We start from the raw sequence: 26,428 nt of genomic DNA on the forward strand, positions 1-26,428 counted from the left end.
ACCCGGTGGTCAGCCTGTGGAGGCGTCGAGCTGCTCGTCGAGGGCGATGGCCGCGGCGATCAGCGCCAGATGGGTGAAGGCCTGCGGGAAGTTGCCGAGCTGCTCGCCGGACGGGCCGATCTCCTCGGCGAACAGGCCGACGTGGTTGGCGTAGGTGAGCATCTTGTCGAAGGCGTAGCGCGCCTGCCGCACCCGGCCGGCGCGGGCGAGGGCCTCGACGTACAGGAAGCTGCACAGGTTGAAGGTGCCCTCGGAGCCGCGCAGCCCGTCCGGGGAGGCGGCGGGATCGTAGCGGTAGACGAGGCTGTCGCTGACCAGCTCCTGGTCCATGGCGTCGAGAGTGCTCAGCCAGGCCGGGTCGCGCGGCGAGACGAAGCCGACCCGGGGCATGAGCAGCAGCGAGGCGTCCAGGACGTCGGTGGCGTAGTGCTGGACGAACGCCTGCCGTCGCGGGTTCCAGCCCCGCTCGATGATCTGGTTGAAGACCGCGTCACGGGTGGTCGTCCAGCGGACGACGTCGGCGGGACGGGAGTAGGTGGTGGCCATGCGGATGCCGCGGTCGAAGGCGACCCAGGTCATCAGGCGGCTGTAGGTGAAGTCCTGGCGTCCGCCCCGGGTCTCCCAGATGCCCTCGTCCGGGCGGTCCCAGGTGTCGGCGAGCCAGTCCAGGACGCCGACGAGAGCCCGCCAGCCGTGGACGCCTCCGATGTCCTGCGCCTGGGCGAGGGCGTCGGCGGCCTCGCCGTAGATGTCGAGCTGGATCTGGTCCGCGGCCGCGTTGCCGGCCCGGACCGGGGCGGACTTCTGGTATCCCTCCAGGTGGTCGAGGACCTCCTCGGTCAGGTGGGGGTCACCGTCGATCCGGTACATGATCTGCAGGGGCTCGCCCGACGCGGTGCTGCCGGCCGCGAGGCGCTCACGCAGCCACCCCCGGAACGCCTGGGCCTCGTCGGTGAAGCCCAGGTCGATCAGCGCCCTGACGGACAGGGAGGCGTCACGGATCCAGGTGTAGCGGTAGTCCCAGTTGCGCTCCCCACCGATCTGCTCCGGCAGGCCCATGGTCGCGGCGGCGATCGGCGCGCCGGTCGGCGCGTACGTGAGCAGCTTGAGGGTGATCGCCGAACGGTTGACCATCTCCTGCCAGCGGCCGTGGTAGCGGGAGGAGCGCAGCCACCGGAGCCAGAAGTCGTGGCAGCCCTCGATGCTGTCGCGCACCTCGCCGGCGGTCAGCGGCGTCATGGTGTGGTTGCCGCTGTCGGCGCTGGTGAGGGCGACGGCGGCGGTCTCTCCGGCCCGGAGGGTGAAGTCGGCGACGATGTCGTCGCCGTCCCGGCGCAAGGCGATGGGCTCGGTGGCCTGCAGGTGCAGGTCCGTGCCGGGGCCGCGGAAGAGGGCCGAGCCGTCGTCGAGGAGGGACAGGGTGTGCGGCGCCCGCCCGTAGTCGAAGCGGGGGCGGCAGACGAGCGTGAAGGGCAGGCTGCCGCGCACCACCCGGGCGACCCGCAGCAGGCGGTGCCGGTCGGTGGGCGTGGAGGAGGTGTTCGGCTCCATGTAGTCGGCGACCTCACCGACACCGCTGGGGGCCATGTACCGGGTGACGAGGATGGCGGTGTCCGGCAGGTAGAGCTGCCGGACGCTCTCTCCGGCGATGCGCTCGACGTCGGCCGCGAACCGGCAGTGGCCGCCGCGCTCGCTGTCGAGGATGGAGGCGAACAGGCTCGGCGAGTCGAAGCGGGGGGTGCACCACCAGTCGACGGTCCCCGTCCCGGAGATGAGTGCGGCGGTCTGCAGGTCCCCGACCATGCCGTGGTCCGCGATCGGCGGATAGTCGTTCATGGATGTCCCCGTCCTCACGCAATACCCCTGTCGAGAGGCATACCCTCACCAGAAACGGACACAACACCACATACTGCAGCTTTTACGGATAAGGCGGGCCCTGTGGCGCCGATGACGCTCGCCGACCGGCTCCTGTCGCAAGGGGAGGACCGTGGAACGAGAGCAGGACGGCCACCCCGCGTGGCACGAGGCCGACACCACGACGGTGATCCGGGAGCTGGACGTCCGCTTCGACCGCGGGCTCAGCCCCGAGGCCGCCCGCGAGCGCCTGCGGACCCACGGCCCCAACAGGCTGGAGACCGCGAAGAAGGAGTCCGCCATCCAGGCGTGGCTCCGCCAGTACCGGGACTTCATGCAGATCGTGCTGCTCGCCGCCGCGGTGATCAGCCTGGTCGTCACGCGCGACGTCGGGACGTTCGCCGTGCTGGCGGGCCTCACCGTCTTCAACGCGGTGATCGGGCTGCGCCAGGAGGCGAAGGCGGAGGAGAGCGTCAAGGCGCTCTCCCGGATGATGAAGACGGTCGCCCGGGTCCGCAGGGACGGCCAGGCCGTCGAGATCGACGCCGAGGAGCTCGTACCGGGTGACGTGGTGCTCGTCGAAGCCGGCGACCGGATACCGGCGGACGGCCGGATCTGCGTCGCCGCCTCGCTGGAGATCGAGGAGGCGGCCCTCACCGGCGAGAGCCTGCCGGTCGCCAAGAGGACCGATCCGGTGCCGGGCAAGGACGTGCCGCTCGGGGACCGCACCTGTCTCGGCTACATGAACACCTCCGTCACGCGGGGGCGGGGCGAGATGGTCGTCACCACGACCGGGATGGGGACCGAGATCGGCCACATCGCGGGGCTCCTCGCCGGCACGGAAGCCGAGAAGACGCCGCTGCAGAAGCAGCTGGACTCCCTGTCGAAGATCATCGCGACGATCGCGGGGATCGCCCTCGCCCTGGTGGTCGTGCTCGGGTTGCTCCAGGGCAAGCCGTTCGACGTCCTGTTCATCACGGGGGTGGCGCTCGCGGTCGCCGCCATCCCGACGGGCCTCCCCGCGGTCGTGACGGCGCTGCTGTCGATCGGCACCCAGGAGATCGCCCGCCGCAACGCGATCATGAAGCGCCTGCCGGCGGTGGAGACGCTCGGCTCCACCTCGGCGGTCTGCTCGGACAAGACGGGCACGCTGACGCTCAACAAGATGACGGCCCGCGAGCTGGTGATCCCCGGCCTGAACAGGTTCACCGTGTCGGGCGAGGGCTACGGCACGGCCGGCGAGATCAAGCACGTCGCCGGCGCGCACATCGACCTCGACCCGTACCTGCTGCCGATGATCCTGTGCGCCGACGCCGTGCTGGACGGTGACACTCTGATCGGCGACCCGACGGAGGGCGCGCTGATCGTGCTGGCCGCCAAGGGCGGCCTCGACGTCGAGAGCACGCGCGGCACCTACCCGCGCGTCGGGGAGGTCCCGTTCGACGCCGACTACAAGTTCATGGCGACGTTCCACCGGATGACCGGCGCGAACGGTGAGCCGGTCGTCCGTTGCTACGTCAAGGGGGCGCCGGACGTGCTCATCTCCCGGGCGACGTCCTACCGCTCCCCCGACGGAACCCTCGTCACGGTGACGGACGAGAACCGCCCGCTCGCGCTGGAGGCCAACGACCGGATGGCACGGGCGGGCGAGCGCGTCATGGTGGTGGCCCAGCGTGACCTCGCCCCGGCCGCGTTCGACCCCGGCGCGGACCTCATCGACCTGGTACGGGACCTGACGCTGCTTGCGATGGTGGGCATCGTCGATCCGCCGCGGTCGGAGGCGAGGGCCGCGATCGCCGAGTGCGCGCAGGCCGGCATCCGGGTACGGATGATCACCGGCGACCACGTGACGACCGCGGGCGCGATCGCCGCCGAGCTCCGCATCCCCGGCCGGGCGATCACCGGGGCGGAGTTCGCGTCGCTGAGCGACGAGGAGCTGCGCGGGCAACTGGACGACATCGGCGTCATCGCGCGGGTCTCGCCGGAGGACAAGCTGCGCCTGGTCCGGCTGCTCAAGCAGGACGGCAACGTGGTGGCCATGACGGGCGACGGGGTGAACGACGCCCCCGCCCTGAAAGCGGCGGACATCGGCGTGGCGATGGGCATCACCGGCACCGAGGTGTCGAAGGAAGCCGCCGTGATGATCCTCACGGACGACAACTTCGCGACGATCGTCGGCGCCGTGGAGTACGGGCGTTCGCTCTACGACAACCTGCTCAAGTACCTCCGCTTCCAGATGTCGACCCTCGTCGCCTACATCGCGATCTTCATCGGGGCCGCCGCCCTGGGCGTCGCCGGCGGCATCCCGCTCACCCCGCTGCAGATCCTGTGGGTGAACATGCTCGTGGACATCCCGGTCGCCGTCGCCCTCGGCTTCGACGAGCCGACGCGCGGCCTGATGAGCCGCCCGCCCCGGCCGGTCGGCGCGCCCGTCCTGTCCCGGGCGAACTGGGTCAGGCTGTGCTTCCAGGGGTTCGTCATGACGGCCGGATCGCTGGCCGCGTACCAGATCGGCGCCCGCCAGGGTGGCGCCGCCGTGGCGTCCACCATGCTGCTGACCACGCTCTCGCTCTTCCACGTCGCGGCCGGGCTGCTGGCGCGCGACCAGACGAACACGATCTTCTCTCGGGCCGCCATACCGGGCCCGACCCAGCTGCGCCGGTACGCCTTCGCGCTGATCCTCATCATCGCGGTCACCGGGATCGGGCTCCTGCAGCGCGTCTTCGGGACGACCGAGCTGAGCGGCGCCCAATGGGCGGCGTGCGCCGGGCTCGCGGCGAGCCTCGTCGTGGTCGAGGAGCTGGTCAAACTCGTCCTGCGGCACCGCCGGCCCAGGGGCCGGGTGGTCTCGCGCGCCCCGCGGGCCGTGTCGCTGACGCCCGGGAGCTAGTGGTGAACGGGACCTCCGGCTCCGCCGCCTCATCGCGGAGCATGCTGGCGCCCCTCGCGCTCGCCCAGTTCATCTGCAGCTTCGCGGGCTCGAACATGAACGTGATGATCAACGACATCAGCGAGGACCTGGACACGACCGTGAAGGGCGTGCAGATCACCATCACGCTGTTCCTGCTGATCATGGCCATCTGCATGATCCCCTGCAGCAAGCTGACCGACCGCTGGGGGCGCAAGCGGTGCTTCTTCGCCGGGCTCACGCTGTACGGCGCCGGGGCGCTGCTCAGCATGGTCGCGCCCGGCCTCGGTGTGCTCATCCTCGGCAACTCGGTGCTCGAAGGGGTGGGCACGGCGCTGCTGATCCCGCCCGTCTACATCTTCGCGACGCTGGCCTACGGCGACACCGTGTCGCGGGCGCGGGCCTTCGGCGTGATCAGCGGGATGGGCGGCATCGGCGCCGCGGCGGGTCCGCTGATCGGGGGGCTCATCACCACGGCGATCAGCTGGCGGGCGGCGTTCTTCTTCCAGGTCTGCGTCATCGCGGCGATCATGGTGCTCGGCCGCCGGATCGTCGACCCGGTGGAGCCGGATCCGACCCGCCGCTTCGACACCGTGGGGGCGGTCCTGTCGGCGGACGGCATGTTCTTCGTCGTGTTCGGGATCCTGCAGGCCGACACCAACGTGGTCCTGATGACGGTGTCGCTGGTGGTCGGGGTCGTCTTCCTGCTCTGGTTCCTCGCGCACGTCCGCTCCCTGGAGCGCGCGGGCAGGGAGCCGCTGCTGTCGACCTCGCTGTTCCGGGACCGGACCTCCAACATCGGTCTGGTCACGCAGAACATCCAGTGGGTGATCCTCATGGGGACGTCGTTCGTCGTCGCGGTGTTCCTGCAGACCGTACGCGGCTACAACGCGATCGAGACGGGGGTCATCTTCACCCCGGCGACCGTGGGCGTCCTGATCTCGTCGCTGGCCGCGGAGCGCTTCGCGGCGAGACGCTCGCAGAAGACCCTGATCGTGACGGGCTTTGTCGTGGCGGTGGCCGGGATCGTGGTCCTGCTCGCCCTGGTCCGGGCCTCGTCGAGCGTCATCGCGTTCGGGCCGGGGCTGCTGCTGATCGGCCTGGGCCTGGGCGGGATGCTGACCCCGTCGGTCAACATCGTGCAGTCCAGCGTCCCGGAGAGCATGCAGGGCGAGATCTCCGGGCTGTCGCGCAGCGTCTCCAACCTCGGCTCGTCGTTCGGCACGGCCATCGCCGGCACGATCCTCGTCTCCGGCCTGGCCTCGGGTAACCGGGCCTACGCCCTGGCGATGGCCACGCTCGGCGTCTTCGCCCTGATCGGTCTCGTCGCCGCCACGCGCCTTCCCCGGTCCAAGCAGCCCTCAGGACCGGCGCACCTGCCCGGTTAGCCCTGGCCGGCCAGGGTGATGATCGGTCAGGCCAGGGTGATGATCGTGACTCCGATGACGAGGTCCACGACCGCGCACCACTCGGCGTAGCCGCGCGGGACGACGCGGCGGGTGACGAAGTGGGCCGCGTCCCAGGCGGCGTGGGCCAGCCAGCCGGCGCCGATCAGGTACCGGGCCGTGTCCGGGTCCGCCGCGAGCGCCGCCACCGTGAGGGCGGCGTACCCGGCCAGGCCGGCGAGCTGGAGCGCGACGACGCCGGGGCCGCGCAGCGTGCCGCGGAGCAGCCCGATCGCCAGGTACGCGCCCGGCAGCACCAGCAGGATCGGCGCGGGCGTGACCGCCGGGTCCAGCCAGCAGCCGACCGTCATGACCAGGCCGAGCAGCGTCGGCCAGCGCCGCGCCAGCGCCCCCCGCGAGCCGGTCGGGTGGTGGTGCGCGGCGCCGTACTCCTCCCGGCGCCGCAGCATGACCAGCAGCATGGCCGGGAGCATGAGCACGTGGCCGCCGATCATCAGGCCGTCCCCGGGCAGCAGCCCCATCCAGTACGGCACCAGCAGGACGGCGAACGGGACGTACATCGCCGCGCCCATCTCGGCGATCGGGGCCCAGCCGTGGCCGCGGTAGCGCATCCACAGGGACATGCCGATGGTCATGTCCGTGGCCATCGCCAGGGCGCCGGCGTCGGGGCGGGCGAGGAGCGCGGGGCCGCCGGGCAGCGCGTTCCAGACCGGGTCGAGGAGCAGCATCCCGGCCAGCATCGCGACCACCATCTCGGCGAAGTGGCCCAGGAAACGCCACCGGCTCGCGGGAGCGTGGGCCTCCGCGTCGCCCTGGGGGGAAACGTGAGTCGTCATGCCCCCACTGTCGGGCCGCTCCGGGGCCGCGCCGGGGCCCGTGGCCACGGCTGGTCCGGAAACTTGGGGAAGTGGGCTGTCTGCCCTACATTCCTGGCATGGACGTCCGGCGGGTCGTGGTGGTGGGATACGAGGCGGCGGAGCTCCTCGACATCGCGTGCGTCACCACGCCGCTGATCGTGGCGAACGTGGCGGCCCCGCCGCCGCCGTACCAGGTGGAGCTGGTCACGCCCGGGGGACGGCCGGTCACGTGCGGCACCGGGCTGACCATCCACGCCCAGGGAGCGCTCGAACGCGTCACCGGTCCCCTCGACACCCTGCTCGTCACCGGGGGCGTCGGCCACGAGGGGGCGGCGGCCGACCGGGGCATCGTGGCGCACGTGCGCCGCCTGGCCCGCGAGTGCCGCCGCGTGGCGTCGGTGTGCACGGGCGCGGGCGTCCTGGCGGCCACGGGCGTGCTGGACGGGCGGCGCGCCACCACCCACTGGCAGTGGGCGCGGACGTTCGCCGTGCGCTACCCGGCCGTCTCCTTCGACCCGGATCCGATCTTCGTCAGGGACGGGCGGGTGGCCACCGCCGCCGGCGTGACGAGCGCGCTCGACCTCACCCTGGCGTTCATCGAGGAGGACCACGGCGGCGAGGTGGCCAGGGCGGTGGCCCGCGAGCTGGTCACGTACCTCCAGCGGCCGGGCAACCAGGCGCAGATGAGCATGTTCACGGCGGCGCCGCCGCCGGGCGACGGCGTCGTGCGGCGGGTGGTGGAGCACATCACGAGCGATCCGGGCGGCGACCTCGCGACGGCGGCGCTGGCGCGGCGGGCGGGGGTGAGCGAGCGGCACCTGTCGCGGCTGTTCCTGCGGCAGCTGGGCGTCACGCCGGGCCGGTTCGTCCGGCGGGCCCGTACGGAGGCCGCGGCCCAGCTCCTCACGACCACCCGGCTGCCGATGGCGGCCGTCGCGGCGCGCTGCGGGTTCGGCAACGCGGAGACGCTCCGGCAGGCGTTCCTGGACCACTACGGCGTGCCGCCCTCCCACTACCGCTCGACCCAGTCCGCGCGCTCCTCCTGAGAGCGGCGATTTCCCGCACGGGCCATGGCAGATCTCTCCTTTGTTCGGCCCGCCGATTTGTCAGCTTCGCAATAATCCATTTCGCCGCACCGGTCATACTCCGGGGACGCGGCCGCATTAACCGGGGTCGCATCTCGCGATGAAGGCCATGGGCCAGGATGCGGCGGCCATGGCCGGGGCTCCCCATGGCCGTCCTGGATCGTTCCCACGGCCGCGTGACGGCGTCGCCCACCCGCCGCCCGCCGTTCACCTGGCGCCACGCGGTCCGACCGGGGGCGAAGAGGGCAGAGACCGCCCCCTATCCCTCACCCGAAGAAGGCCCATCGAACGTGAAACTTCCACGCGTCTTTCGTGAGATCTTCATGTGCCGATATGTCGGATACACGCTTTTGTGGAGGATATGTCCTTAACATGGTCAGAATGGTGAAGTCCCACCCGGCGGGTCGAGGCGAGAGAAGTCCCGCCAGATCGTGACCGAATTTCCGAGAGCACGTTAAGGGGGACGTTCTCCCAATGGAAGTCAAGCTGTTAGGACCACTCGTCGCGTACCAGAACGGGATGTCGATCACCCCCATCCCACGCAAGCCCCGGCAGGTCTTCTCGCTGCTGGCGCTGCACGCCGGCACCGTGGTCACGGTGTCGTCCTTCGTCGAGGAGCTGTGGGGGATGCACCCGCCCACGAGCGCGCTGTCCACCCTGCAGACCTACATCCTCCAGGTCCGCCGGGGGATCGCCGCGGCGCTCGGCGCCAACCGCACGGACGCTGCGAAGACCGTCCTGCGGACCTGCTACGGCGGATACCTGCTCGACATCGACCCGGGTGACGTGGACGTCCACCGGTACGAACACCTCTCCGGCGCCGGCAAGCAGGCCTTCGAGGCCGGCCGGTGGGAGGCGGCCTCCGAGTTCTTCCGCGAGGCCCTGGGCATGTGGCGCGGCGAGGCCCTCGTCGACGTGCACGCGGGGCTGCGGATCGGCGTCGAGGTCGCGCGGCTGGAGGAGAGCCGGCTCGGCGTGCTGGAGGCGCGCATCGAGACCGACCTCAGGCTCAACCGGCACGTCGGCCTGCTGGCCGAGCTGTCCGCGCTGACCGCCCGGTATCCGATGCACGAGAACTTCTGGGCCCAGTTCATGATCGCGTTGCACCGGTCCGGCCGTAAGAGCCAGGCCCTGGAGAACTTCATCAAGCTGCGCACCACGCTGGTGAGCGAGCTGGGAGTCGAGCCGTCGGCCCGCCTCCAGCACCTCCAGCAGGCCATCTTGCGCTCGGACCCGAAGCTCGACCTGGTCAGGATCGCCGGATAAGGAGACCTCCGTGTCAACCTATGTGTGGAACTATCTGCAGGAGTATCACGAGGAGCGCGCCGACATCCTCGACGCGGTGGAGACCGTTTTCGAGTCCGGCCAGCTCGTGCTCGGCAAGAGCGTGGAGGCGTTCGAGCGGGAGTTCGCCGCCTACCACGGCCTGCCCCATTGCGTCGGCGTCGACAACGGCACCAACGCCATCGTGCTCGGTCTGCAGGCTCTCGGGATCGGCCCCGGTGACGAGGTGATCACCGTGTCCAACACGGCGGCGCCCACGGTGGTGGCGATCGACGCGGTGGGCGCCACGCCGGTGTTCGTGGACGTCAGGGCCGAGGATTACCTCATGGACACCCGGCAGCTCGAAGCGGCGATCACCCCGCGTACCCGCTGCCTGCTCCCCGTCCACCTGTACGGCCAGTGCGTCGAGATGCGCCCCGTGCTGGAGCTGGCCGAGCGGCACGGGCTGCGGGTGCTGGAGGACTGCGCGCAGGCCCACGGCGCGCGTCATCACGGCGCGCTCGCCGGCACCATGGGCCACGCGGCGGCCTTCTCCTTCTACCCCACCAAGGTGCTGGGCGCGTACGGCGACGGAGGCGCCACCGTGACCCGGGACCCGGAGGTGGACGCGAACCTGCGCCGGCTGCGGTACTACGGCATGGAGCAGCAGTACTACGTCGTCAGGACGCCCGGCCACAACAGCAGGCTCGACGAGGTGCAGGCCGAGATCCTGCGCAGGAAGCTCCGGCGGCTGGACGCCTACATCGCCGGGCGGCGCGAGGTCGCCCGGCGCTACGAGGAGGGACTGGGCGGCATCCCGGAGCTGGTGCTGCCCTCGCTCGCCGAGGGCAATGACCACGTCCACTACGTCTACGTCGTCCGGCACCCGGAGCGGGACCGGATCATCGAGGCGCTCGACGCCTACGACATCCACCTGAACGTCAGCTACCGGTGGCCGGTGCACACCATGACCGGCTTCGCCCACCTCGGCTACGGCGAGGGGTCGCTGCCGGTGACGGAGCGCCTGGCCGGCGAGATCTTCTCGCTGCCCATGTACCCGTCACTGCCCGCCGAGACGCAGGACAAGGTGATCTCCGCCCTGCGCTCGGTGCTGGACGTGTGAGCCACGGGGTGACCCCGTGACGGGTGACCCGTGACCGGGCCCGGCGGGGGCGGCTCAGGCCGCTTCCGCCGAGGCCAGCCACATGGCCCGGATCGACTCGCGCGGCGCGATGCGCGGCCGCCACCCCAGGCGCTCGCGGGCGCGCCGGATGTCGAGCCGGGTCCAGTCCCCGCCCTTGCTGCGCACCTCCTGGTCGAGGTGCTTGATCCGGTCGTGGGGGAAGGCCGCGGCCTCGATCAGCCACTCGACCAGGGACCCGATCGGCAGGGCCTCCCCCCGGCCGATGTTGATCACCTGACCGCCCACCGGCGCCCTGGCCGCCCGCTCGACGGCGTCGGCGACGTCGCGCACGTCGACGAAGTCCCGCCGCGCGTCGGCGACGCTCAGCTCCAGCGTCTCGCCGGTCTCCAGGGCCCGGTGGATGCGCGCCACCAGAGCGGCGAGGAAGCTCTCCTGCGGCGGGTACGGACCGGACATGTTGGCCGCCCGCAGGACCACCGCGTCGATCCCGTGCTCCCGCGCCGCCGACAGGACCGCCCGGGAGGTGGCCAGCTTGGCCCGCGCGTACGGGGTGACGGGCGCGGGGTCGACGTCCTCGGTGAGCAGCGTGCCGTACGGCACCGGACCGTACTCGTGCACCGATCCCACGTGCACCAGCCGCGGCCGGCCGGTGGCCGACGCGAGCCCCTCCAGCAGCCGGTCCACCAGCCTGATGTGCGAGTACGTCATCTCCTCGGTGGTGTCGCCCCACCCGCCGGCCGCGTTGACGACGGCGCGGGCGCCCGAGAGCAGCTCGGCGACGCGCCGCGGCTCCGTAGCGGTGACGTCCAGGGGCGCGAACGGGTACGGCTCCAGGTGCGGGGCCCACCGGCGGGCCACCGCGAGCACCTCCCAGCCCCGGGCGGCGAAGGTCTCGCACACCTGCCTGCCGACGCTGCCCGAGCCGCCGAGGACCACCACCCGGCCGGGCGCCCCCTCCCCGTTCACCGACCGGACCACAGCGCCCGCTCCACCGCCCGTGAGGCCGCGTAGTCCGGCAGCAGCCCCGCCTTCCTCGCCTCCTCCAGCGTCGGCGCCGCCCTGTCCCGGGGCGAGACGACCGGCTCCCCCAGCTCCTCGGGGATGGGCAGGCCGAGCGCCGGGTCCAGGGCCGACAGCGCCAGCTCGTGCTCGGGCGTGTACGCCTGGGAGAGCATGTAGGACATCACGGTGTCGTCCTCCAGGGCGACGAACGCGTGGCCCACGCCCACCGGGAAGTACATGCAGCGGAAGTCCCGGGGGTCGAGCAGCACCGCCTCCCACCGGCCGTAGGTCGGCGAGCCGGTCCTGACGTCCACGATGATGTCCAGCGAGCGCCCCTGCGGGCAGTAGACGTACTTGGCGGTGCCCGGCGGGGTGACGGTGTAGTGGATGCCGCGCACGACGCCGCGCCGCGAGCGGCTGTGGTTGGTCTGGTGGACGGGGAAGAGCGGGTGGCCGACCGCCGCCTCGAAGGCGGCCTGCTGGAACGGCGAGACGAACAGCCCCCGCTCGTCGGGGAAGATCTCCGGGACGAACTCGTAGGCGCCGGCGACGGCCAGCTCGCGGGCCTTCACCGCAGCGCCTGGCCGCTCAGGTAGTCGACCGCGTCGGCGTGGTTGTAGGGGTGCATGAAACCTCCTGCCCGGACGTCCCGGTACAGACGCGACAGCGGGTGCGAGCCCGTGTAGGCGGCTCCGCCGACCACGGTCATGCAGTCGTCCACGACGGCCACCGCGTGCTGGTTCACCAGGAGCTTGGCGTACTGGAACGGGGTCATCATGGCACGCCCGCGCTCGCCGGGGTCGCCGCTGTGGTCCTCGGCCAGCCGGTCGGCCTCGCCCAGTGCGTCCGTGACGGCGCAGCGCAGCGCGTACAGGCGTGCGTCGACCTCGGCGAGCAGCGTCCGCACGCCCGCCTGGGCCTGGCCGCGCCTGCGCACGGCGGCCACCGCCAGGTCGCGGGCCGCCTCGGCGAGGCCCACGTAGATGCCGAGCATGGTGATCGAGGACACGGTCTGGCCGGCCAGGGCGGCGTCGCTGGGCTCGTCGAGCAGCCCGCGCGGCAGCACGTTCTCCTCCGGTACGGGGCAGTCGCGGAAGACGATGTCCACGCTGCCGGAGGAGCGCATCCCCATGCCGTCCCAGTTGTCCTCGACGGTCATGCCGGGGCTGTGCCGCGGGACCACGGGGGCCGCCAGCCGTACCGGCCGGCCCTTCTCGTGGAGCTGGGCGGAGATCACGAAGTGGGTGGCGATCTGGGCCATGCTGACCAGCGTCTTGCGGCCGGTCAGCCGGTACGTGCCGTCGTCCGCCCTGGTGAGGGTCGTCACCTGCTTGGTGTCCTTGACCGCGCCGCAGACCACGGCCTCGCCGGCGGCCATCTGGCGCAGCATGTCACCGGCCAGCCGCCGGGCGTTCGGGGCGCCGTGCTTCCACTCGTAGGTCATCGTCAGGCCCCGGCTGAGCTGCATGTGCAGGGCGAGGGCCACGCCCGCGTCGGCCTGGGCCAGCTCGCGCAGCGCCACGGCGACGTCGTGCATCCGCGTGACCCCGACCCCGCCGAGCTCGCCGGGTACGGTGGCGCCCATGATGCCGTCCTTGCGCATCCGGGCGAAGACGTGCGCGGGCAGGGTGGCCGCGCGGTCGTTCGCCGCCGCCTCCGCCTCGAGGATGGGCAGGTAGGGGCGCAGGAGTTCGAGCAGGCGCCGCCCCTCGGCGGACACCGGTGTTCGCAGATCAGCTGACATGGTCGCTCCGTGGCTCGTCGGGTGGACCGTTCTCGTCGGGTGGACCGTTCTCGTCGGGTGGACCGCTGAGGCCAGCGTGCTGATCGTCACCTCAACGTCACTGGAGAAGCGCTTCGGCCCGTTTGGTCCACCCGCGCTCCAACCGCCCTCCAGGGTCCGCCGGTGTGCTCGTATTCGACGATCCCGCTGGTCCGCGGGACAGGCGGCAGGGAGGCATCGGTGCGGTTGGTCGACATCAGCAGCGCGGTGGACGCGGCGGCGTGGGAACCGGATCCGGTCGAGCACGAGATCCTCACCCCCGCGGAGGGGGCCGCGCACATGGCCGAGGAGATGAAGGAGCACTTCGGCGTGCACTTCGACCCGGCCGAGCTGCCCGACGGGGAGTTCCTGTCGCTCGACCGGATCAGGCTCACCTCGCACACGGGCACGCACGTGGACGCCCCCTCCCACTACGGGTCGCGCGCGGCCTACGGCGACGGCAGGCCGCGCGACGTCCACGAGCTGCCGCTGGAGTGGTTCTACGGCCCGGGGCTGCTGCTCGACCTGACCGGCTGCGAGACGTCGGTGGCCGGCGTGGCCGAGCTGGAGAAGGCCATGGAGCGGGCGGGGCGGCGGCCGGCGCCGGGCGACATCGTGCTGCTGAACACCGGCGCGTCGGCGTGGGCGGGCACCCCCCGCTACTTCACCGAGTTCACCGGGCTGGACGGTCCCGGCGTCCATCTCCTGCTGGACCACGGGGTGCGGGTCATCGGGACCGACGCGTTCAGTCTGGACGCGCCGTTCGGGGACGTGATCGCCCGCTACCGGGCCGGCGGCGACCGCTCCGTGCTGTGGCCGGCGCACGTCATCGGCCGCAGCCGGGAGTACTGCCAGATCGAACGGCTGGCCAACCTGGACGCGCTGGAGCGGCCGTACGGCTTCCAGGTCGCGTGCTTCCCCATCAAGATCACCGGCGCCGGGGCGGGCTGGGCCCGCGCGGTCGCCATCTTCGCCGAGTAGAAGCCGAGTAGAAAGAGCCCGATGTGACCAGATGCCGTATCTGTGGTGGCCAGGTCAGGAAGTTCTTCGACTTCGGCAGGCAGCCGCTGTCCGACGACTTCCGCGCCGAGGAGGACGTCGCCGGCGCGTACTACTTCCAGCTCGCCGTCGGAGCGTGCGCGTCGTGCTCCATGGTGCAGCTCCTGGAGGAGGTGCCCCGGGAGCGGATGTTCAACTACGACTACCCGTACCACTCCTCGGGCTCGCAGCGCATGCGCGAGCACTTCGCCCAGACCGCGCGCGACCTGCTCGCCGCCGAGCTGACCGGTCCCGACCCGTTCTGCGTGGAGATCGGGTCGAACGACGGCGTCATGCTCGGCGTGGTCAAGGACGCGGGGGTGCGCCACCTCGGGGTCGAGCCGTCCGGCGGCGTCGCCGAGCTGGCCAGGAAGGACGGCGTGCGGGTGCGGACCGACTTCTTCGAGGAGTCGACCGCGGCCCAGATCGCCGCCGAGGAGGGCCGCGCGGACGTCATCTACGCGGCCAACACGATCTGCCACATCCCCTACCTCGACTCGGTCTTCCGCGGCGTCGACGCCCTGCTCGCGCCGGACGGGGTGTTCGTGTTCGAGGACCCGTACCTGGGCGACATCGTCGAGCGCCACACCTTCGACCAGATCTACGACGAGCACTTCTACCTGTTCACCGCGACGTCGGTGCGGGACGTGGCGCGGCGGTTCGGCTTCGAGCTGGTCGGCGTGAAGCGGCTGCCGGTGCACGGCGGGGAGGTGCGCTACACCATCGCCCGCGCCGGGGCCAGGCCGCCCGCGCCCGAGGTGGAGGCGCTGATCTCCGAGGAGGCCCGGCGCGGGCTGCACGACCTCGACACGCTGAAGGGGCTCGGCGCCGGCATCGACCGGATCTGCGACGACCTCGTCGCGCTGCTGCGCGACCTGCGTGACCGAGGGGCCCGCGTGGCCGGCTACGGCGCCACGGCCAAGAGCGCCACGGTGCTCAACTACGCGGGCATCGGCGCGGACCTGCTGCCCTGCGTCTACGACACGACGCCCGCCAAGATCGGCAGGCTGATGCCGGGCTCGCACATCCCGATCCGGTCCGCGGCGGAGTTCGGCCGGCCGTACCCCGACTACGCGGTGCTGTTCGCCTGGAACCACACCGAGGAGATCGTGGCCAGGGAGGCGGAGTTCACCGCGCAGGGCGGCCGGTGGATCGTGTACGTGCCGAGCGTGCGCATCCTCTGACCTCAGGGCCTTCTCACTCAGGGCCTTCGCAGGGCCGGGACGCCGGGCGGCAGCGGGCCGCCCGGCGTCCTGCCGTCCGCTACACGCCGGGCGGGCGCACCGACAGCGCGTGCCGGAACACCTCGCGCGGGTCCCAGCGGCCCTTGACCTCCTGCAGCCGCGCGTAGTTGCCGCGGAAGTACAGGCGGTGCCACGGGACCCCGCTGCGGTTCAGCTCCGGGTCGGTGAAGTCGGCGTCGGCGTAGTTGACGAACGCGCCGCCGTACCCGCGGCCCGGGTCGGGCACGCCGCCGGCGTCGGCGAACAGCTCGTGGTAGGTCTCGCGGATCCAGCCCAGGTGGACGTCGTCCTCGCGCTCGTCCCACCAGAACACCGACCCGTACGCCTTGAGCACGGCGTCGCGATGGGCCATGGCCGTCTCCCCCTCCCCCACCGCGTTGATCGCGCCGCCGTGGGAGAGCAGGTAGAACGCCGCGGCCGGGTGCTGGTAGCCGGACCGGTCGGTGAGCCGGCGGTACAGCCGCGCGACGGCGTCCTCGTCCCAGCAGGCGCGCAGGAACGCCGCCTTGGACTTGAACCGGCCCTTCACCCCGGCGAACTCGTCGGGCACGAGAGTGGCCGCCAGGAAGGGCCGCGTGTCGGCCGCCACCTCGGGCGTCGTCCCGGCGGCCCGGCAGACCTCGGCGATGAGGGCGTCGGCCTGCTCGGCGGCGTCCGGGCGGCCGGCGTCCACGGCCGTCTCCAGGGTGATCTCGCCCCCGCCGGCCCGGGGCAGGGTGAGGCTGTTGTCGAGCTGGGCGCCCGGGTCGCCGGGGGCGCTGTTGCGCTCGTGCCACCGGCCGAACGCGCGGACCAGCGCCACGAAGCGGGTCTCGTCGAGGTCGTCCCACGACCAGCGGGCGGTCTTCTTCGTGACGGCGGCCGGCGCCGGCGGGAGCAACCCGCGCCCCTCGGCCTCCTCGGAGCGGAACAGGTAGCGGGTGACGATCCCGAAGGCGCCGGCGCCGCCGCCGGTGTGCGCCCACCACAGGTCCCGGTTCGGGTCGCCGGGCTCCCTGGTCGCGGTCACGAGCCGGGCCCGGCCGGAGCCGTCCGCGACCACGACCTGCACGCCGTAGAGGTGGTCCACGGACAGGCCGTACCGGCGGGACAGCGCGCCGCCACCGCCGCCGGGCACGTGGCCGCCCACGCCGATCTCCGGGCAGCGGCCGGCCGGGACGGTGACGCCCCAGCCGAGGAAGAGCGTCCGGTACAGGGCGCCCAGGCTCGCGCCCGGCTCGACGGCGAAGGCCCGCGTCTCCGGGTCGAAGCCGACGGCCTTCATCTCCGACAGGTCGATCACCACGTCCACCTCGGGGTGGTCGACGAGCGACTCGAAGCAGTGCCCTCCGCTGCGTACGGCCAGCCGCCGGCCCGTGTCCACGGCGTCCTGGACCAGCCGGACCACCTGGCCGGCCGTGGCGGGCAGGCCGATCGCGGCCGGAGCGGCGGGGAAGCGGGCGTTGACCCCCCGGCCCACCAGGTCCGGGTAGCGCGGGTCGGCCTTGTCGACGGTCACGGGCTCCGGCCACGGGCCGGGGGCGGTGCGGGTGTTGTCGTCCACGGAACTCCTCATCGGTGTGGGGGGGAAGGGGAGGTCAGGACCACCAGCCGGGGTGGGCGGCGTACCAGCGGACGGTCTCCGCCAGCCCCGTCTCGAAGTCGATCTTCGGGGCGAAGCCCAGCGACCTGAGCCTGGTGTCGTCGAGGGAGTAGCGCCGGTCGTGACCCTTGCGGTCCGCCACGAACTCGACCCTGTCCCAGCCGGCGCCACAGGCGGCCAGCAGCCGCCCGGTCAGCTCCCGGTTGGTCAGCTCGGCCGTCCCGGCGACGTGGTACACCTCGCCGGGCTCGCCGGCCTCGGCCACCAGCCGGACGGCCGCGCAGTGGTCGTCCACGTGGATCCAGTCGCGGACGTTGCCGCCGTCGCCGTACAGGGGGACCTTGCCCCCGCTCAGCAGCCGGGTGACGAACAGCGGGACGACCTTCTCGGGGTACTGGCGGGGGCCGTAGTTGTTGCCGCACCGGGTGACGCAGACGGGCAGGCCGTGGGTGACGGCGTAGGCGCGGGCCATCAGGTCGCCGCCCGCCTTCGAGGCCGCGTACGGCGAGCGGGGCGCGAGCGGGGCGCCCTCGTCCCAGGAGCCGGTCTCGATCGAGCCGTACACCTCGTCGGTGGAGACGTGCACCACCCGGGGCGTACGCGCGTCCAGGCACGCCTGGAGGAGCGTCTGCGCGCCCAGCACGTTGGTGCGCGCGAACTCCCCCGCGTCCGCGATCGAGCGGTCCACGTGCGACTCGGCGGCGAAGTTGACGACCAGGTCGTGGCCGGGCACGACCGCGGCCAGCAGCGCGGCGTCGCAGATGTCGCCGCGCACGAACGTGTGCGGCACGCCCGCCAGGTTGGCGGGGTTGCCCGCGTAGGTCAGCTTGTCGAGGACCGTCACCTCGGCGCCGTCACCGGCCGCCGTCCGGGCGAACGCCGAGCCGATGAACCCCGCGCCGCCGGCGACCAGGACCCGGGAGAACGTCATGAGCTCATCCGGACTCTGCTGTGGTCGCCGAGCACGAGGCGGTGCGCCCGCGGTGCGCCGGACGCGGGCGTCACCTGCACGTCGTGGCCGATCAGGGACCCCTCGACCCTCGACACGCCGGTGATCGACGAGCGCGGCAGCACGATCGAGTACTCGATCTCGCTGTCCACGATCGCGCAGTCGTGGGAGATCGAGGTGAACGGCCCGACATAGCTGCCCGACACCAGCGAGCCCGCGCCGATGATGGCCGGGCCGAGGACCCGCGAGCGCTCCACCACGGCCCCGTCCTCGATGACGACGCGGCCGATCAGCTCGCTGTCCCCGTCCACCCGCCCGTCCGTGCGGGCCTCCAGCGACTCCAGCACCAGCCGGTTGACCTCCAGCATGTCCGTGACGTTGCCGGTGTCCTTCCAGTAGCCGGAGACGACCAGCGACTCGACCCGCCGCCCGTCGTCGATGAGCCGCTGGATCGCGTCGCTGATCTCCAGCTCGCCGCGCGCCGACGGCTTGAGGTCCGCCACGACCTCGTGGATGTCGGGGGTGAACAGGTAGACGCCGACCAGCGCCAGGTCGCTCTTCGGCTCGCGCGGCTTCTCCTCCAGGCCGATCACCCGGCCCGAGCCGTCGAGCTCGGCGACGCCGAACTGCCGGGGGTCGCCGACCCGGGTGAGCATGATCTGGGCCGACGGCCGGTTACGGGTGAACCGGCCGACGATGTCGCCGATGCCGCCGAGGAGGAAGTTGTCGCCCAGGTACATGACGAAGTCGTCGTCGCCCAGGTAGTCGCGGGCGATGAGCACCGCGTGGGCCAGCCCGAGCGGCGCGTGCTGGTGGAGGTAGGTCACCTCGACGCCGAAGCGCGAGCCGTCGCCGACGGCCGCCTCGATCTCGGCGTGGGTCTCCCCCACGATGATGCCGATCTCGGTGACGCCGGCGGCGGCGACGGCCTCCAGGCAGTAGAAGAGGACGGGTTTGTTGGCCACGGGGACGAGCTGTTTGGCGGAGGTGTGGGTGATCGGGCGCAGTCTGGTGCCGGACCCCCCGGCCAGCACGAGCCCCTTCACGGAATGCGTCCTTTCTGCACGTGGTCGTCCAGGAAAGGCATTAAGGGTCGCCATTCGTACCGATGGAAAAGGTCCATATCTCTCCTCGGACTCCTTGACATGATTTGACAATGCGGCCATAAGGTGGCCGCGTCGCATGACACGATGCGGGCATGGCCAACACGCCGTTGCGCATGCTCCGCCTGCTGTCGTTGCTGCAGAACTGCCGGAACTGGTCGGGTCCCGAGCTGTCCGAGCGGCTGGAGATAAGCCCGCGCACCCTGCGCAGGGACATCGACCGGCTCCGCGAGCTCGGCTACCCGGTGCACGCCACGCCAGGGGCGCACGGCGGCTACCGGCTGGAGGCGGGCACCGCCCTGCCGCCGCTGCTGCTCGACGGGGAGGAGGCGGTCGCGATCGCGATCAGCCTGCGCACGGCGGCCGGCGGCACGGTCGCCGACATCGAGGAGACCTCCGTGCGCGCGCTGGCCAAGCTGGAGCAGGTGCTGCCCGGCCACCTGCGCAGGCGGGTGAACGCCCTGCAGACCTACACGGTCCCCGTCGTCGCGACGGGCCCGACCGTCGACCCCGAGTTCCTCACCGTGCTCGCCCAGGCGTGCCGCGACCGCGAGCGGCTCCGCTTCGGCTACAGCACGCGCGAGGGCGCCGAGAGCAACCGGCACGTCGAGCCGTACCGGCTGGTGTACGTCACCAGGAAGTGGTACCTGATGTGCTGGGACCTCAAGCGGGAGGACTGGCGCACGTTCCGCGTGGACCGGCTGTCCTCGCCGTACGCGACGGGGGAGCGCTTCAAGCCGCGCGAGCTGCCCTCGGAGGACGTCGCCGCCTACGTCACCGAGGCCATCACCTCGTCGCTGGCCCGCCACCGCGCGCTGGTCACCCTGCACGCCCCGGTCTCGGTGATCGCCGAGCGCATCCGGCCCAGCGACGGCGTCCTGACGGTCGTGGACGACCGGACCTGCATGCTGCGCACCGCGGCCGACTCGCTGCAGTGGCTGGCCCTGACCATCGGCATGTTCGACGTCGAGTTCGAGGTGCACGAGCCGCCCGAGCTGAGGGAGTACGTCCGGGAGCTGTCCGGCCGTCTCGGCCGGGCGGTGACGCCGTCCTCGCCGGCCCAGCCGGTCCAGCCGGTCCCGTCGGTTCCGCCGGTTCCCTGGTGACGGGGCGGTGACCGGCTCAGGCATGCGCGCTCCTCGCCGGCACCCTGGCCAGCACCTGGTCCAGGACGGCGCGGAAGGCGGCGTCGTGGCCCGCCGGCCCGCCCGGCGTCACTCCCGCCCGCCCGGCTTCCGCGGGCTCGCCTCCCGCGGGCTCACGTTCCGCGGGCTCGCCTCCCGCGGGCCGGCCTTCCGCGGGCTCGCCTTCCGCCCGCCAGGCGACCACGCCGTCGGGGCGGACCAGGCTGGCGCCGGCCGGGCCGAGCCCGTAGGCGCTCATCAGCCGGCCCGTGGGATCACGCAGGTCGCGACCCAGCGTGTGGACGTCCAGGCGGACGCCGAGGTCGCGGGCGGCCCCGGCGGCGGCCGAGGCCCACGCGCCGCCCTCGGGCCCGGTGATCAGCACCCAGCCGTCCCCGTACAGCTCGATCGTGGACACGCGGGCTCCGTCGCGCTCCACCCAGACGTGCGGGGCGCGGAAGCCGGGGCGGCCCGTGGGACGCAGCGGGTTCTCGACCGGCTCCGGGTCGTCGTCCTCGGCGACCACCGCGCCGGAGCGGTAGCGGAACCCCATGAGCACCTCGGCGGTCCCGCGCCCGCGCGGCAGGACGCCCGCCAGGTGCGGGGCCATGCGCTCGGCGTAGATGCCGAGCGACTCGTCCACCACCAGCCAGGCGACCTGCGCGCGTTCGAGGCCGTAGCTGTCCAGCAGGCCCTCCCCCGCCTCGCCGGCCACCACAGCGGCGAGCTTCCACGCCACGTCGAACCCGTCGCCTATGGCGGTGTTGCCGCCCATCCCGCCGGTCGGCGGGGTGACCTTGGCCGCGTCCCCCACGAGCAGGATCCGGCCGTCGCGCCAGCGGTCGGCGATGTAGGCGGCCATCTCCCACGTCTGCACGTCGAGCAGCCGCAGCCGCAGGTCCGGCGCGTTCACCGCCAGGCGGATCAGCTCCTCGCAGCGCCGCGGCGGGAAGTCCTCGGGGCGCTCGCCGCGCTCCGGGTCGTACCGGACGTAGAAGGTGTGCCGGTCCGGGCGGTCGGTCGGGCCGAACGTGCCGGTGAAGGCGGGGTTCTGCAGGTAGTACCAGCCGGTGGAGCCGGGGGGCAGCGCTGCGGACAGGTCGGCCTCGAAGATGATGCCGACGAAGTGGGCCAGGGAGCCGTGGCCGTGCCGCGGGATGCCGAGCCGTTCCCGGACCTCGCTGCGCGGGCCGTCGGCCGCCACGAGGTAGCGGCCGCGGACCGTGGCCTCCGCGCCGCTCGCCACGGTGCGCAGGCGTACCGTGACGCCGTCGTCGTCCTGGGCGAAGTCCGTCAGCTCCGTGCCGAAGCGGATGTCGGCGCCGTGCTTCTCCGCCTGAGCCAGCATGATGGGCTCGACCCGGTCCTGGGAGGCCAGGGCCCACGGCATGGGCGTGCAGTCCTCGGTGGCGCCCACCAGCTCCTCGAAGCTCTCGGCGAAGGTGCGCAGCGTCCGGCCGCCCACGGTCTCGGCCACCCTGACGGTGAAGTCGCCCTGCCGGCCGCGGATGTCGGTGGCCGCCATGACCTCGCCGGCTATGCCGCCGATGCGCAGCAGCTCCATGGTGCGCGGGTTCTGGCCGGCCGCCTTGGGGTAGATCGAGGTGCCCTCGTGCCGCTCGGCCAGCAGCACGCGCACGCCGCGCCGGGCGAGGAACATCGCCGTGGACAGCCCGCCGAGCGCGCCACCGACGATCACCACGTCAACGTCCGGTTCCATCACTGGGGTCTCCTTGACTCGTGCGGAATTTCATGGTCCGAGGCGCGAATCAAGTAATCACTGAGAACGGCTGGACAATTTCCCGCTCCGCGGCCAATGCGGTCAGGAGATGACCGCGCTGCTGGTTATCGTCCTGGCCATGAGGAAAAACGGCGGGAACGACGGGAGCCCACGATGAGCTCCCCACCCACACTCGCGATAGAGACTTCCGATCTGCGGAAAATGTACGGGCAGACGAAGGCCGTCGACGGGATCGATCTGCGCGTGCCCCCCGGGATCGTCTACAGCGTCCTCGGCCCCAACGGCGCCGGGAAGTCGACGCTGATCCGCATGCTGGCCACGCTGCTGCGCCCCGACGGGGGCAAGGCCACGGTGTTCGGCCACGACGTGGTGCGCGAGTCCGACGCGGTGCGCCGCCGCATCAGCGTGACGGGGCAGTACGCCTCGGTGGACGACGCGCTGACCGGGATGGAGAACCTCGTCCTGATGGGCAGGCTCCAGGGCTACTCCTGGCCGAAGGCCAGGGAGCGGGCCACCGAGCTGCTGGACGCCTTCGGCCTGGTCCACGCGGCCGGGCGGCTGGTCAGCACGTACTCCGGCGGCATGCGGCGGCGGCTGGACATCGCGGCCAGCATCGTCGTCACCCCTGACCTGATCTTCCTGGACGAGCCCACCACCGGCCTCGACCCGCGCAGCCGCAACCAGGTGTGGGAGATCGTCCGGGCGCTGCTGGCCGGCGGCACCACGATCCTGCTCACCACCCAGTACCTCGACGAGGCCGACGAGCTGGCCGACCGCATCGCGGTCGTCGACCAGGGCAAGGTCATCGCCGAGGGCACCACCGACGAGCTCAAGGCGTCGGTCGGCCAGGTCGCCCTGCACGTCCGGCTGCGCGACCCCGGCCTGCGGGGCAAGGCGGAGGAGCTGCTCGTGCGCGAGCTGGGCGTCCCCGTGCACATGGAGGGCGACCACGCCGAGCTGTCGGCCCGGGTGGAGGACAGCTCCCGGGTGGTCCAGGCGCTGAGCGCGCTGACCGGCGCCGCCGTCGAGCCGGCGGAGTTCTCCATGACCCGGCCGAGCCTCGACGAGGTCTTCCTGACGCTCACCGGCCACAAGGCCGACGACCAGTCCGCCGCCGCGGCCGATGAGGAGGATGCCGCATGACCTCGTCGATCGAACGCGTGGACGACCGGGTGATCTCGGCCGTGTCCACGCACGACCGGCCGCCGAAGGCGAGCGCCCTGGCCGCGACGACCACCCACCTGTGGCGCGGGCTGATGGCGTTCAAGCACTTCCCCGCCCAGCTCATCGACATCATCCTGCTGCCGGCGATCTTCCTGCTGCTGTTCACCTACCTGTTCGGCGGCGCCTTCGCCGGCTCCCCCGGCCGCTACCTGCAGTTCTTCCTGCCGGGCATCGCGGTGCAGAGCGTGATCCTCATGACGGTCTACACCGGCACCGCGATCAACACCGACATCAACAAGGGCGTCTTCGACCGTTTCCGCACGCTGCCGTTCTGGCAGCCCGCCGCCATCGCCGGCAACCTCGTCGGCGACGTGCTGCGCTACGTGATCGCGCTGACCATGACCATCGGACTGGGCCTGGCGCTCGGCTTCCGGCCGGGCGGCGGCATCCTCGGTGTGCTCGCGGCCATGGCCGTGCTGATCGTGTTCGCCTTCAGCGTGAGCTGGATCTTCGCCGCGATCGGCGTGGTGGCGAGCGTCCCCGAGCGGGTCTCCGGCACCAGCATGATCGTGATCTATCCGCTGCTGTTCATGAGCAACATCTTCGTGCAGCCGGAGACCATGCCGTCGTGGATGCAGGTGCTGGTGCGGATCAACCCGATGAGCCACGCGGCGACCGCGTCCCGGACCCTCATGCACGGCACGGCCGGGTTCTGGGACGTGATGTGGGCGCTGATCACCTCGCTGATCATCACCGTCGTGTTCGCACCGCTCGCCGTCCGCCTGTACCGGAACAAGAACGCGCACTGACCGGCGGTCGCCGACCCTCATTCCAGCGCCTCATCGCAGATATTTTCGATGAGGCGCTGAACACGTTAAGTAAGCGATCACTTACATCGTAGCACTTGCGCGTTACCGGATGGGGTTGACAAAGGACACAGGGCATATTTAGCCTATCAGAGAAAGCTGAGGACGATTCAATGTTGAATCGTCTTCTTTCGTGTGTGGCAGGAAAGAAGGAACGACCGAGACAATGGAGTGACAATGACTGGACCTCCGCTTTCCTCGTCCTCCTTGGTGTCGCGGACCCGGCCCGCGGACGTCCGGCACCGCATCGACACGCTGACCGACCCCGACTCCTTCGTAGAGTTCGGCAGCCAGGCCCGGCACAGGGTCACGGCCTTCGGCATGCACGCCAGACGGCCCGCCGGCGACGGCGTCGTGACCGGGCACGCCACGATCGACGGCCGGCCGATCGGCGTGTTCGCCCAGGACCCCTCCGCGCTCGGCGGCTCGCTGGGCGAGATGCACGCCGCCAAGATCGAGGCGGTCCTCCGGCAGGCGGAGCGCGCCAGGATGCCCGTGGTCGGGCTGCTCGACTCGGGGGGCGCCCGCATCCAGGAGGGCCTGGCGGCCCTCGACGGCTACGGCGCCATCTTCCGCGCCAACGTGCAGCTCTCCGGCCGGGTCCCCCAGCTCAGCCTCATCCTCGGGGCGTGCGCCGGCGGCGCGGTCTACTCCCCGGCGCTGACCGATGTGATCATCATGCTGCGCGAGAACGCCCACATGTTCCTGACCGGCCCCCAGGTGGTCAAGGCCGTCACCTTCGAGGACGTCAGCCCGGCCGACCTCGGTGGCAGCGAGGTGCACACCCGCCGCTCCGGCGTCGCCCACCTGGTCGCCGCCGGCCCAGCGGAGGCCATGGACCTGGCCCGCCGCGTCCTGTCCTACCTGCCCGACTCGTGCTGGGACGAGGTCCCGATGGGCGTCCCGGCGCCCGCGGGCCCGATGCCCCGGCTCCCGGACAGCCCCCGCACCCCCTATGACGTCCGGCAAGTGATAACGGGAATCGTGGACTCCGACAGTTTTCTCGAGCTCCAGCCGCGTTTCGCGCGCAACCTGGTCATCGGATTCGCGCGGATCGAGGGCCGCCCGGTCGGCGTGGTGGCGAACCAGCCGATGGCTCTCGCGGGGGTTCTGGACATCTCCGCCTCCGAGAAAGGGGCGCGTTTCGTCCGGCTCTGCGACGCGTTCGGATTGCCGTTGGTGACCCTGGTGGACACCCCGGGTTTTCTGCCCGGAACCAAACAGGAAACAAATGGGGTGATACGCAAGGGCGCGAAACTCCTTTACGCGTTCTCCGAGGCGACCGTGCCGCGGCTGACCGTGGTGCTGCGCAAGGCGTTCGGCGGCGCGTACATCGTCATGAATTCCAAGTCGTTGGGAGCGGACGCCGTGTTCTGCTGGCCGAGGGCGCAGATGGCAGTGATGGGCGCGGAAGGAGCGGTCGACATCGTCTACCGGCGTGAGTTGCGCGAGAATCCGGGGGTCCGCCCGGACCTCGTGGCGGGCTACGAGCGCGAGGTGATGGCCTCGCACCTGCCGGCCGAAAGGCTGTCCGTGGACGAGGTCATCGAGCCGGAGCAGACCAGATCCGTGCTGGCCGCGACCTTGCGGACGCTGGCCAGGGCGATCCGGCCCCGGTTCCGTCACGACAATCTCCCCCAGTGAAGGCGGCGTTCCCCGCTCGGGTCTCCTCCACCGAGCCGGGAAACGGGACGATCCGCGTCGTCATCGCCGAGGACATGGACATGGTGCGCGGCGCGCTGGTCGCCCTGCTCAACCAGGAGGCGGACATTCAGGTGGTGGGCGCCGTGTCCGACGGCAGGCAGATCCTGGCCACCGCGCGGAGCGGTGCGCCCCACGTCGCGGTCATCGACGCCGACCTGTGCTGGAAGGACCGGTTCGCGGCGGCCGTGGAGCTCAAGGAGACCCTGCCCGGCTGCGACACCCTGCTGCTCAGCAGCCTGGCCCGGCCGGCCACCGTGCGTCAGGCGCTCTCGGCGGGCGTGGGGGGCCTGATGCTGAAGACCTCGCCGCCCGAGCAGCTGGCCGACGCCGTCCGGCGGGTGGCGGCGGGCTACCGGGTCTTCGACGCGGATCTCGCGCTGGTCGCGTGGGGCTCCACCGCATGCCCGCTCACCGACCGTGAGCTGGAGGTGCTCCAGCTCGCCGCGGAGGGCGACGAGATCAAGGAGATCGCGAGCGCGCTCTTCCTGTCGCCGGGGACCGTGCGCAACTATCTGACGGTCGTGGTGAGCAAGCTGAAGGCCCGCAACCGCATCGACGCGATCCGCATCGCCCGCAAGTCCGGCTGGATCTGCTAGGACTCCCCGCCGCGGCCGGGGCGCGCCTTGCGGTGT

Annotated in this window: 21 protein-coding genes; 12 read left to right on the plus strand and 9 right to left on the minus strand. The window is 71.8% G+C overall.

Annotated elements, in window-relative coordinates:
- Positions 1-9: 9 nt before the first annotated feature.
- A complete protein-coding gene (locus ACIBG4_RS01760; RefSeq protein WP_397200229.1) occupies positions 10-1,836 on the minus strand; it encodes a glycoside hydrolase family 15 protein in 1,827 nt (608 codons plus the stop codon).
- 151 nt (positions 1,837-1,987) lie between these two features.
- On the opposite strand from ACIBG4_RS01760, the gene ACIBG4_RS01765 reads away from it, so the two are divergent.
- Together ACIBG4_RS01765 and ACIBG4_RS01770 are read left to right on the plus strand one after the other, a co-directional pair.
- A complete protein-coding gene (locus ACIBG4_RS01765; protein WP_397200230.1) occupies positions 1,988-4,744 on the plus strand; it encodes a cation-translocating P-type ATPase in 2,757 nt (918 codons plus the stop codon).
- 41 nt (positions 4,745-4,785) lie between these two features.
- The gene (locus ACIBG4_RS01770; RefSeq protein ID WP_397200231.1) at positions 4,786-6,150 is read left to right on the plus strand and encodes an MFS transporter; all 1,365 of its coding nucleotides are present in this window, start codon (positions 4,786-4,788) and stop codon (positions 6,148-6,150) included.
- A 26-nt stretch (positions 6,151-6,176) separates the two neighbouring features.
- On the opposite strand, the gene ACIBG4_RS01775 is transcribed toward ACIBG4_RS01770, so the two are convergent.
- Entirely contained in the window at positions 6,177-7,004 is an 828-nt protein-coding gene (locus ACIBG4_RS01775) for a hypothetical protein (protein WP_397200232.1), read from the minus strand.
- Between the two features lie 98 nt (positions 7,005-7,102).
- Here ACIBG4_RS01775 and ACIBG4_RS01780 point away from each other — a divergent pair, with 98 nt between their 5' ends.
- The 3 genes from ACIBG4_RS01780 (at position 7,103) to ACIBG4_RS01790 (ending at position 10,496) form a co-directional block, all read left to right on the plus strand.
- Positions 7,103-8,071, plus strand: coding sequence for a GlxA family transcriptional regulator (locus ACIBG4_RS01780; protein ID WP_397200233.1), 969 nt, complete (start codon positions 7,103-7,105; stop codon positions 8,069-8,071).
- 513 nt (positions 8,072-8,584) lie between these two features.
- Positions 8,585-9,376 (plus strand): AfsR/SARP family transcriptional regulator, encoded by a 792-nt coding sequence (locus ACIBG4_RS01785; protein ID WP_310711855.1) that lies wholly within the window; start codon positions 8,585-8,587, stop codon positions 9,374-9,376.
- Between the two features lie 10 nt (positions 9,377-9,386).
- Positions 9,387-10,496, plus strand: a complete 1,110-nt coding sequence (locus tag ACIBG4_RS01790; protein WP_397200234.1) for a DegT/DnrJ/EryC1/StrS family aminotransferase — start codon at positions 9,387-9,389, stop codon at positions 10,494-10,496.
- Between the two features lie 54 nt (positions 10,497-10,550).
- Here the strand turns inward: ACIBG4_RS01790 and ACIBG4_RS01795 are convergent, their stop codons facing one another.
- Genes ACIBG4_RS01795 through ACIBG4_RS01805 form a run of 3 tightly spaced genes read right to left on the minus strand, consistent with a single transcriptional unit; the run spans position 10,551 to position 13,263 of the window.
- Positions 10,551-11,483 carry an NAD-dependent epimerase/dehydratase family protein gene (locus tag ACIBG4_RS01795; protein ID WP_397200235.1) on the minus strand — a complete coding sequence of 311 codons (933 nt, stop codon included), beginning with the start codon at positions 11,481-11,483 and terminating at the stop codon, positions 10,551-10,553.
- Complete coding sequence (locus ACIBG4_RS01800) at positions 11,480-12,091, minus strand: dTDP-4-dehydrorhamnose 3,5-epimerase family protein (protein ID WP_310711858.1); 612 nt, start codon at positions 12,089-12,091, stop codon at positions 11,480-11,482. Before ACIBG4_RS01800 ends, ACIBG4_RS01795 begins: the two co-directional genes overlap by 4 nt.
- Positions 12,088-13,263 (minus strand): acyl-CoA dehydrogenase family protein, encoded by a 1,176-nt coding sequence (locus ACIBG4_RS01805; protein ID WP_355437248.1) that lies wholly within the window; start codon positions 13,261-13,263, stop codon positions 12,088-12,090. Before ACIBG4_RS01805 ends, ACIBG4_RS01800 begins: the two co-directional genes overlap by 4 nt.
- A gap of 219 nt (positions 13,264-13,482) precedes the next feature.
- Between ACIBG4_RS01805 and ACIBG4_RS01810 the strand changes: the two genes are divergently transcribed.
- Both ACIBG4_RS01810 and ACIBG4_RS01815 read left to right on the plus strand, forming a co-directional pair.
- Entirely contained in the window at positions 13,483-14,262 is a 780-nt protein-coding gene (locus tag ACIBG4_RS01810) for a cyclase family protein (protein ID WP_397200236.1), read from the plus strand.
- A gap of 23 nt (positions 14,263-14,285) precedes the next feature.
- Complete coding sequence (locus ACIBG4_RS01815) at positions 14,286-15,503, plus strand: methyltransferase domain-containing protein (protein WP_397200237.1); 1,218 nt, start codon at positions 14,286-14,288, stop codon at positions 15,501-15,503.
- Between the two features lie 79 nt (positions 15,504-15,582).
- On the opposite strand, the gene ACIBG4_RS01820 is transcribed toward ACIBG4_RS01815, so the two are convergent.
- From ACIBG4_RS01820 to ACIBG4_RS01830, 3 genes are read right to left on the minus strand one after another with little or no spacing between them, the layout of a single operon-like run.
- Positions 15,583-17,106: an FAD-binding oxidoreductase gene (locus ACIBG4_RS01820; RefSeq protein ID WP_397200238.1), complete on the minus strand. Its 1,524-nt coding sequence runs from the start codon at positions 17,104-17,106 to the stop codon at positions 15,583-15,585.
- 34 nt (positions 17,107-17,140) lie between these two features.
- Complete coding sequence (gene rfbB / locus ACIBG4_RS01825; RefSeq protein ID WP_397200239.1) at positions 17,141-18,076, minus strand: dTDP-glucose 4,6-dehydratase; 936 nt, start codon at positions 18,074-18,076, stop codon at positions 17,141-17,143.
- Complete coding sequence (locus ACIBG4_RS01830; protein ID WP_310711864.1) at positions 18,073-19,140, minus strand: glucose-1-phosphate thymidylyltransferase; 1,068 nt, start codon at positions 19,138-19,140, stop codon at positions 18,073-18,075. Before ACIBG4_RS01830 ends, rfbB begins: the two co-directional genes overlap by 4 nt.
- A 152-nt stretch (positions 19,141-19,292) precedes the next feature.
- Here ACIBG4_RS01830 and ACIBG4_RS01835 point away from each other — a divergent pair, with 152 nt between their 5' ends.
- On the plus strand, positions 19,293-20,303 hold the full coding sequence (locus ACIBG4_RS01835) for a helix-turn-helix transcriptional regulator (RefSeq protein ID WP_397200240.1): 1,011 nt from the start codon (positions 19,293-19,295) through the stop codon (positions 20,301-20,303).
- Between the two features lie 16 nt (positions 20,304-20,319).
- On the opposite strand, the gene rdmE is transcribed toward ACIBG4_RS01835, so the two are convergent.
- Entirely contained in the window at positions 20,320-22,041 is a 1,722-nt protein-coding gene (gene rdmE, locus ACIBG4_RS01840; RefSeq protein ID WP_397200241.1) for an aklavinone 12-hydroxylase RdmE, read from the minus strand.
- 222 nt (positions 22,042-22,263) lie between these two features.
- On the opposite strand from rdmE, the gene ACIBG4_RS01845 reads away from it, so the two are divergent.
- The 4 genes from ACIBG4_RS01845 (at position 22,264) to ACIBG4_RS01860 (ending at position 26,392) form a co-directional block, all read left to right on the plus strand.
- Entirely contained in the window at positions 22,264-23,205 is a 942-nt protein-coding gene (locus ACIBG4_RS01845; RefSeq protein WP_310711867.1) for an ATP-binding cassette domain-containing protein, read from the plus strand.
- Complete coding sequence (locus tag ACIBG4_RS01850; RefSeq protein ID WP_310711868.1) at positions 23,202-24,035, plus strand: ABC transporter permease; 834 nt, start codon at positions 23,202-23,204, stop codon at positions 24,033-24,035. Before ACIBG4_RS01845 ends, ACIBG4_RS01850 begins: the two co-directional genes overlap by 4 nt.
- Before the next feature lie 234 nt (positions 24,036-24,269).
- Entirely contained in the window at positions 24,270-25,736 is a 1,467-nt protein-coding gene (locus ACIBG4_RS01855) for an acyl-CoA carboxylase subunit beta (RefSeq protein ID WP_310711869.1), read from the plus strand.
- On the plus strand, positions 25,733-26,392 hold the full coding sequence (locus tag ACIBG4_RS01860; RefSeq protein WP_310711870.1) for a response regulator transcription factor: 660 nt from the start codon (positions 25,733-25,735) through the stop codon (positions 26,390-26,392). The genes ACIBG4_RS01855 and ACIBG4_RS01860 overlap by 4 nt, the downstream gene beginning before the upstream one ends.
- Positions 26,393-26,428 lie beyond the last annotated feature (36 nt).

This window comes from Nonomuraea sp. NPDC050383 (assembly GCF_044459125.1).
GTDB lineage: Bacteria > Actinomycetota > Actinomycetes > Streptosporangiales > Streptosporangiaceae > Nonomuraea.

Excerpts from the sequence above, each read along its gene's own strand:
- ACIBG4_RS01835 (WP_397200240.1), top strand. The coding sequence starts at position 19,293 with ATGGCCAACACGCCGTTGCGCATGCTCCGCCTGCTGTCGTTGCTGCAG.
- ACIBG4_RS01775 (WP_397200232.1), bottom strand. The coding sequence starts at position 7,004 with ATGACGACTCACGTTTCCCCCCAGGGCGACGCGGAGGCCCACGCTCCC.
- ACIBG4_RS01855 (WP_310711869.1), top strand. The coding sequence starts at position 24,270 with ATGACTGGACCTCCGCTTTCCTCGTCCTCCTTGGTGTCGCGGACCCGG.
- ACIBG4_RS01845 (WP_310711867.1), top strand. The coding sequence starts at position 22,264 with ATGTACGGGCAGACGAAGGCCGTCGACGGGATCGATCTGCGCGTGCCC.
- ACIBG4_RS01780 (WP_397200233.1), top strand. The coding sequence starts at position 7,103 with ATGGACGTCCGGCGGGTCGTGGTGGTGGGATACGAGGCGGCGGAGCTC.
- rdmE (WP_397200241.1), bottom strand. The coding sequence starts at position 22,041 with ATGGAACCGGACGTTGACGTGGTGATCGTCGGTGGCGCGCTCGGCGGG.
- ACIBG4_RS01850 (WP_310711868.1), top strand. The coding sequence starts at position 23,202 with ATGACCTCGTCGATCGAACGCGTGGACGACCGGGTGATCTCGGCCGTG.
- ACIBG4_RS01770 (WP_397200231.1), top strand. The coding sequence starts at position 4,786 with ATGCTGGCGCCCCTCGCGCTCGCCCAGTTCATCTGCAGCTTCGCGGGC.
- ACIBG4_RS01785 (WP_310711855.1), top strand. The coding sequence starts at position 8,585 with ATGGAAGTCAAGCTGTTAGGACCACTCGTCGCGTACCAGAACGGGATG.
- ACIBG4_RS01805 (WP_355437248.1), bottom strand. The coding sequence starts at position 13,263 with ATGTCAGCTGATCTGCGAACACCGGTGTCCGCCGAGGGGCGGCGCCTG.
- rfbB (WP_397200239.1), bottom strand. The coding sequence starts at position 18,076 with ATGACGTTCTCCCGGGTCCTGGTCGCCGGCGGCGCGGGGTTCATCGGC.
- ACIBG4_RS01760 (WP_397200229.1), bottom strand. The coding sequence starts at position 1,836 with ATGAACGACTATCCGCCGATCGCGGACCACGGCATGGTCGGGGACCTG.